Source organism: Kaistella sp. (assembly GCF_032060305.1).
In the GTDB taxonomy this organism is placed as follows: domain Bacteria; phylum Bacteroidota; class Bacteroidia; order Flavobacteriales; family Weeksellaceae; genus Kaistella; species Kaistella yananensis.
Genome location: NZ_DAMBHK010000101.1, coordinates 1 through 6,183, shown reverse-complemented (window position 1 = coordinate 6,183; position 6,183 = coordinate 1). Strand labels below are relative to the sequence as shown.

General features: G+C 39.9%; 3 protein-coding genes and 3 tRNA genes. 3 read left to right on the top strand and 3 right to left on the bottom strand.

Annotation, left to right across the window (positions count from 1 at the left end):
* Positions 1–33 precede the first annotated feature (33 nt).
* From V5N63_RS10945 to V5N63_RS10935, 3 genes are all read right to left on the bottom strand, one after another.
* Positions 34–107: transfer RNA gene (locus V5N63_RS10945), tRNA-Arg, on the bottom strand.
* A gap of 47 nt (positions 108–154) precedes the next feature.
* A tRNA-Pro gene (locus V5N63_RS10940) sits at positions 155–229 on the bottom strand.
* A 21-nt stretch (positions 230–250) separates the two neighbouring features.
* A tRNA-Ser gene (locus V5N63_RS10935) sits at positions 251–337 on the bottom strand.
* Positions 338–470: 133 nt separating this feature from the next.
* Here V5N63_RS10935 and V5N63_RS10930 point away from each other — a divergent pair.
* The 3 genes from V5N63_RS10930 to V5N63_RS10920 all read left to right on the top strand — a co-directional run bounded on the left by V5N63_RS10930 (position 471) and on the right by V5N63_RS10920 (position 6,049).
* Positions 471–1,499, top strand: a complete 1,029-nt coding sequence (locus tag V5N63_RS10930) for an N-acetylmuramoyl-L-alanine amidase (RefSeq protein ID WP_332033974.1) — start codon at positions 471–473, stop codon at positions 1,497–1,499.
* 184 nt (positions 1,500–1,683) lie between these two features.
* Positions 1,684–3,084, top strand: coding sequence for an aspartate ammonia-lyase (gene aspA, locus V5N63_RS10925; protein ID WP_332033973.1), 1,401 nt, complete (start codon positions 1,684–1,686; stop codon positions 3,082–3,084).
* A 49-nt stretch (positions 3,085–3,133) separates the two neighbouring features.
* A complete protein-coding gene (locus V5N63_RS10920) occupies positions 3,134–6,049 on the top strand; it encodes a M16 family metallopeptidase (RefSeq protein ID WP_332033972.1) in 2,916 nt (971 codons plus the stop codon).
* Positions 6,050–6,183 lie beyond the last annotated feature (134 nt).

Here is a 6,183-nt window from a genome sequence, read left to right as displayed (position 1 = left end):
AAAAAGACCGAGAAAAATCTCAGTCTTTTAAAGTGAGCGCGCCAGGATTCGAACCTGGGACCGTCTGCTTAGAAGGCAGATGCTCTATCCAGCTGAGCTACGCACCCTAATTGGGTAATAGATGTAAAAATTCCCGAAGGAATTTTTTAAAAAGTCGGGGCGGCAGGATTCGAACCTGCGACCTCCTGGTCCCAAACCAGGCGCGATGACCGGACTACGCTACGCCCCGAATAATTTTTTGTGGAAGTTGCGGAGAGTAAGGGATTCGAACCCTTGGTACAGTTTCCCGTACGCTTGTTTAGCAAACAAGTCCTTTCGGCCACTCAGGCAACTCTCCAGTGCAATATTTGTAAGAGCTTCTGTTCTGTAATTGCGAGTGCAAATATAGAATAGTTTTCGATATTAACCAAAACTTTTTGCTTAATTTTTTTTGTATTTTTGAAAGATAAATTTTAAAAAATAAGATTAAAATGCGTAATTCATTATATCTCATAGGATTAAGTGTAGCTCTGGCTTCATGTGCTTCACAGCAACCCGTGAAAAAAAATTCAACAAAATCTAAAACTCCAGTACCACAGGTAACTTCACAGGTAAAACCGCCCACGCCAATGCTTCCAAAAAAGCAAATTCAACATGAAGGCGATTACGACTTTTTTAAGGTAAACATTGGTGATATTTCTAAAAATGACAATACCATAAGTTACGGTTCTATCGTCTCCGCCAATCCAAAAGGGTATAAGGTGGTGAAAACCTTTTTCCCTTCAGTTGCTCAGAATTTCCGTCAGAAATATATTATTTTACACTATACCGCTTTGGATGATGACAAATCGGTAACCGTGCTTACCCAGCAGTCTGTGAGTGCGCATTATCTGGTGAATAACCTTGGTGATAAGGAAATTTATCAGTTGGTAGATGAAAATAAAAGATCATACCATGCAGGTATAAGTGCGTGGAGGAATGATAAAATGCTGAACGATACTTCCATCGGGATCGAAATTGTAAATCCAGGTTATGTTGCCGATGCTTCCGGAATGCGGATTTTCCCGGATTTTGATGACGCCCAGATGAAGAAAGTAGCAGCTTTGGTAAAAGATATTGCGGACCGTTACATGATACCACCAACCAATATTTTAGCCCACTCCGATATTGCTCCCACGAGAAAATCTGATCCGGGCCCGAAATTCCCCTGGAAAAAACTCTATGATGAATATCAAATAGGCATGTGGTATGATGAAGCGACCAAACAGGAATTCTATAACCAGATTATTCCCGAAAATTATGCAGTTGAAATGAGCACCGCACCATTTATTTTTAAATATCAGGCCGCGCTTAAAACACTGGGTTATGGATTAGAGCCTTCAGGAATGGTAGATAATGCCACAAAGAAAACCATAGAGGCTTTTCAGTTTCATTTCCGTCCGGAGAAGTATGATGGCGTAATGGATGCTGAAACTTGGTCAATTCTGCAGGCCTTGAACGTGAAATATCCTAACAAATAAGCCCGTTATCAGCCAATAAAAACTGTTCTGCAGTCATTAAATTTAGTAATCAAACTGTTTACTGAATTGACATTCACTTATATAAGATCGGGCGGTTTGCAGCCGCCCATTTTTAATGGTGAAAATGGGCGAAGCATTCGTTAAATTCGAACAAATAACCTTATCTTTTCATCAAATTTATTATATGGAAAATTTCAGAAATGAAAGCGATTTGTTGGGAACATTGCGGGTTCCGGCAAACGCATATTATGGAGTTCAAACGCAGCGTGCTATTGAAAATTTTAAAATTTCGGGACAATATCTTTCATCATATCCCCACTTTATCAAAGCGCTGGCAATGGTAAAAAAAGCGGCCGCTAAAACGAACTACGAACTTGGCTTGCTTGACGGCGATCTGTATCAAACAATTGCCGAAGTATGCGACGAACTTCTCGCAGGTAATTTGCAAGACCAGTTCCCAATCGATATGATCCAGGGCGGTGCAGGAACTTCTGTAAACATGAATGCCAACGAAGTAATCGCCAACCGTGTTCTCGAAAAATTAGGAAAAGAAAAAGGAGATTATCAATTCTGTTCGCCTAATGATCATATCAATTTATCCCAGTCCACAAACGATGCATATCCTACAGCACTCAAAATGGCGCTTTTGCAGATGAATGAGGATTTGGTAGAAAAACTAAAAAAAACAATTTCGGCATTCCGTGAGAAAGGGAAAGAGTTTCACGATGTGATTAAAATGGGCCGTACACAGCTTCAGGATGCAGTTCCGATGACTTTGGGTCAGGAATTCGAAGCTTTCGCAGCTACTTTAGAAGAAGATATTTCTAAACTGAACGCCAACGCCAATCTTTTTGTAGAAATCAATATGGGAGCCACCGCTATCGGTACCGGACTTAATGCACCCATGGGTTATGCCAATTTATGTGCAAAAAATCTGGCCATGATTTCAGGTTATCCGATTGTTTCTGCGCCAAATTTAGTTGAAGCTACGCCTGATACCGGGTCTTACGTAATTTATTCATCCGCCATGAAGAGGCTTGCAGTGAAGCTTTCAAAAATCTGTAATGATTTACGACTGTTGTCTTCCGGTCCGCGTGCAGGTTTATTTGAAATCAATCTTCCGCCAATGCAGCCCGGATCTTCAATTATGCCCGGTAAAGTGAATCCTGTAATTCCGGAAGTGGTAAATCAGGTGTGCTATAAGGTTATTGGTAATGATCTTACGGTGACTTTCGCGGCAGAAGCCGGCCAACTACAGCTTAATGTAATGGAACCTGTGCTTTCTCACGCTATTATGGAAAGCATTAATTTCCTTGGAAATGCGCTCGATACTTTAAGAGAGAAATGCATCACCGGAATTACTGCCAACAAAGAAGTTTGCCTTAACATGGTGAAACACAGTATCGGCATCGTAACCGCACTCAACCCATACATTGGCTACAAAAATTCCACTGAAATTGCCAAAGAAGCGCTGGAAACCGGCAAAAGTGTTTACAATCTCGTTCTTGAAAAAGGCATTCTTTCTCAGGAGAAATTAGATGAAATTCTGGATCCGGCAAATATGCTGAAGCCTCATCATCTTTAATATAAAAATTTAATTCCCCACAAAAATTACGTTAAACCAAAAATTAAGAATGAAGAAAATACTCACCACTTTAACTTTAATCGGAGCGCTAACAATGACGACAGCACAAAAATTTGAAACTAAGAAAAATACCGATAAAGCCGGATATACCTACGAAACAGTACTGAATGATAAAAACGGTGTTCGGATATATACTTTAAAAAACGGTTTGAAGGTTTACCTCGCTCAGAATTTTGATGCACCAAAAATCCAAACCTATATTCCGGTGAGAACCGGGAGCAACAATGATCCGGCAGATAATACCGGATTGGCGCATTATCTGGAACACATGATGTTCAAAGGAACTTCTAAACTGGCCTCTGCAGACTGGGCAAAGGAGAAGCCGCTTTTAGATGAAATTTCTCGCCTTTACGAACAGCATAAAGCAGAACAGAATCCTGAAGAAAAGAAAGAAATCTATAAAAAAATTGATGAAGTTTCTCAGGAAGCAAGCAAATATGCAATCGCCAACGAGTATGATAAAGCCATCTCGTCTTTGGGAGCATCAGGCACTAATGCCCACACCTGGCTCGATGAAACAGTGTACAAAAACAATATTCCCAACAACGAACTTGAAAAATGGCTGAAAGTTGAAAAAGAAAGATTTTCAGAACTGGTTTTAAGGCTTTTCCATACAGAACTGGAGGCAGTTTACGAAGAATTCAACCGGGCACAGGATAACGATTCGCGTTTAGTGAATTATGAACTGATGGATGCGCTTTTCCCTAAACATCCGAACGGTCAGCAAACCACCATCGGAAAATCTGAACATCTTAAAAATCCTTCCATGATTGCGATTCACAAATACTTTGATACGTATTATGTGCCGAACAATTATGCAATGGTGTTGGTTGGTGATCTTGATTTCGACAAAACCATAAAACTGGTTGATCAATATTTCGGAAGTTTCGAATATAAGGAACTGCCGATGAAGAAAATGATTACTGAGGAACCAATGACAAAAATCGTTGAAAGAACTGTGAAAAGCCCTTCTGCACCACGCTTGCAGCTGGCCTGGAGAACAGATTCTTACGGAACCCACGATGCGAGACTTGCTGAAATTGTAGCAAATCTTTTGTCGAATTCAGGAGAAACCGGACTCATCGATTTGAATATTAACCAAAGCCAGAAGGCATTGCGGGCATTTGCCTACGATTCGCCGTTCAAAACTTACGGCAATTTTTCGATGGTCATTGTTCCCAAAAACAACCAGACTTTGGATGAAGCAAAACAGCTGCTGCTCAGCCAGATCGAACTCGTGAAGAAAGGCGAATTCGAAGAATGGCAAATTCCGGCAATCATCAATGATATGAAAATTAGAAGGATGAAAAGTTTTGAAACTGCTGACGGACTGGCAACTGCGCTTTACGGCAGCTATATCAACAACCAAGACTGGGAGAAGGAACTGAATGAAATTTCCGAGTACGAAAAGATCACCAAAGCTGATGTGGTGAAATTCGCCAACGAATTCTTCAAGGATAATTATGTGGTCATCAAAAAAGAAAAAGGCATAAACGATAAATTAGTTCGGGTAGAAAATCCGGGAATCACTCCGATCAAACTGAATAAAGAAGCCCAGTCGCCGTTTTTGAAAAGCATTTTAAACGAAAACTCTTCAGAAATTAAACCGGAATTCATCGACTTTTCGAAAGCCATTAAAACAGATAAAATCGCAGGTAAGAAGGCAAGTTTTGTTGAAAACAAATACAACGATATTGCACAGACTTACTTCATTTTCCCGTTCGGAAGCGACCACGACAAAGAATTGGGTCTGGCGACGCAGGTTTTACAATATCTGGGAACCAACAAACTTTCTGCGGAAGCTTTGAAAGAGGAATTCTTTAAACTCGGGATTTCGCACGATTTCCGTACAGCACCGGATCAACTGATGATTTCGCTGAGCGGTTTAGAACAGAACATGCCGAAAGGAATTGAACTTCTGAAAAACTGGCTGCAAAATGCAAAGCCGGATCAGAAAGTTTACGAAGAGAATGTAAAAACGATTTTAGAAAGCCGCGAAGTTGCTAAAAAAGACAAAGGAAGAATTATGGCAGCGCTTTCCAATTACGCTAAATTCGGAAAGGATTCGCGTTTTTCTGATGTGGTTTCGGAGCAGCGTCTTAAAAGCATCAAATCAGAGGAAATGACAAATAAGATTAAAGATTTATTGGCAATGCCTTATGAAATTTTCTTCTACGGAAACGATTTCAATAAATTTAAAAAGTATGCGAAATCCTTCGTAGAAAAGGAAACGGTAAAAATTCCGGCTAAGAAAATCTATCCTGAACCCGATACTGAAGGAAAAGTATTCTTCACGAATTATGATATGGTGCAGACCGAAATGAGCAAAGTGGCGAAAGGAAAGCCTGTAAACCTTAAAAACTTTGGAAAAATTAATGTATTCAACGAATATTTCGGTCGCGGACTGTCGTCAATCGTATTCCAGGAAATCCGTGAAAGTAAGAGTTTAGCTTATTCTGCGTATGTTTCTTACGCAAACAACAGCGAACTGAACCGTCCGGATTACATAACGACCTATATCGGAACCCAGGCGAACAAACTTCCGCAGGCAGTAAGCGCAATGGATGAACTGATGGCGAACCTTCCGCAGGTTCCGGCACAGTTTGAAAATGCTAAAAACGCAGCATTGAAGCAAATTGCATCGGGCAGAATCAACAGAACCAACATTTTCTTTAATCAGTTGAATCTTAAAAAACTTGGAATCGATTACGATTTAAGAAAAGATATATATGCTGAAATAGAAAAACTCACGTTGGCTGATGTTACCAATTTTTATAATGCTGAGGTAAAACCTTTGAAATATAATACGGCAATTATCGGCAAAAAAGAAAATCTGGATATGGCAGCAATGTCAAAAATGGGTACTTTTCATGAAGTAAGTCTTGAAGAAATCTTCGGATATTAATTCAGAATTTTTCCTGAAAGATAAAGGCGAGACTTAGGTTTCGCCTTTTTTTATCGTGGTGGCGGTTTTTAATGACTAAAAAAAAGGTGAAATCACGCTGGTAAAATCAATTTTTATGTTGCATATTTGCAATG